Consider the following 213-nt stretch of genomic DNA (forward strand, 5'->3'; position numbering starts at 1 on the left):
CGGCCGGGGTGGACCAGGGCGGGGGGCAGATGACCGGCGAGGGAGACGTGGCACTGCGCGCGATGCGGGTCGTAGACGGCATAGGCGCAGGTGATGATGGCCTCCTCCAGGCGGGTGCTGGTGTGGTCGAGACGTTCCAGCACCTCCGCCGGGGCGAGGTCCAGATCGGCGAAGGCGCGGGTGGCGGTGCGGAGCTGGCCCATGGTGGCGGCG

1 protein-coding gene is annotated in these 213 nt (G+C 73.2%); it reads right to left on the reverse strand.

Annotated elements, in window-relative coordinates; all coding sequences use genetic code 11:
• Positions 1–213: PP2C family protein-serine/threonine phosphatase (locus tag CCN35_RS29445; protein ID WP_245863166.1), on the reverse strand; the 213-nt coding region annotated here is incomplete at both ends.

The sequence above is a fragment of the Streptomyces thermovulgaris genome (genome assembly GCF_002155915.1).
Classification (GTDB): Bacteria; Actinomycetota; Actinomycetes; order Streptomycetales; family Streptomycetaceae; genus Streptomyces; species Streptomyces thermovulgaris.